The sequence below is a fragment of the Streptomyces bugieae genome (assembly GCF_036352915.1).
GTDB lineage: Bacteria > Actinomycetota > Actinomycetes > Streptomycetales > Streptomycetaceae > Streptomyces > Streptomyces endophytica.
This window is the reverse complement of sequence record NZ_JAZBJP010000111.1, coordinates 1-482: the sequence shown is the minus strand read 5'-3', so window position 1 is coordinate 482 and position 482 is coordinate 1. Positions and strand designations below refer to the sequence as shown.

1 protein-coding gene and 1 pseudogene are annotated in these 482 nt (G+C 68.7%); both read right to left on the bottom strand.

Annotation, left to right across the window (positions count from 1 at the left end):
- Positions 1–242 (bottom strand): annotated as a pseudogene (locus V2J85_RS40420) (ABC transporter substrate-binding protein); the annotation flags it as partial.
- 50 nt (positions 243–292) lie between these two features.
- Positions 293–482 (bottom strand): hypothetical protein (locus tag V2J85_RS40415; RefSeq protein WP_330824366.1); only part of this gene is annotated, 190 nt, incomplete at its 5' end.

The window sequence follows — 482 nt, the reverse complement described above, 5'->3', positions numbered from 1 at the left end:
AGCTTCAGCTCCTCGTCCAGGGCGAGCAGTCCGTCGAAGATCTTGGAGTTGCCGTCCTTGCCGTAGCCGAGCAGGGGGCTCAGGCTGTCGGGCTCGTAGGCGATGCCCACGACGGCCGAGGTGGAGCCGGCGCCGGAGCCGCCGCCCTTGGGGCTGTCCGGGTTGGAGCAGGCTGCGGCGGTCAGGGACAGTGCGGTCACCAGCGCGGCGGCGGCCGCCCCCCGTATCGATCGGGCCGTCATACTCTGCACATCCCTGTTCAAGATCGACTGTTATTGCGAACAGCATGCAATTAAACAGCACGTAAAAGGCCCTGGTACACCCCGTCTCGCCGGTCGAGGCGGGTGCACCAGGGCCTTGGCTTCACGGACGTCCTACGGCGCGGCAGCTCCGCCAGCTCAGCGACGGCCTCGCGGTGGCGGCCCGCCGTGCCGTACGCGATCGAGTCCGCCTTGGCGCGCTTGAGGTAGAGGTGCGCCGGG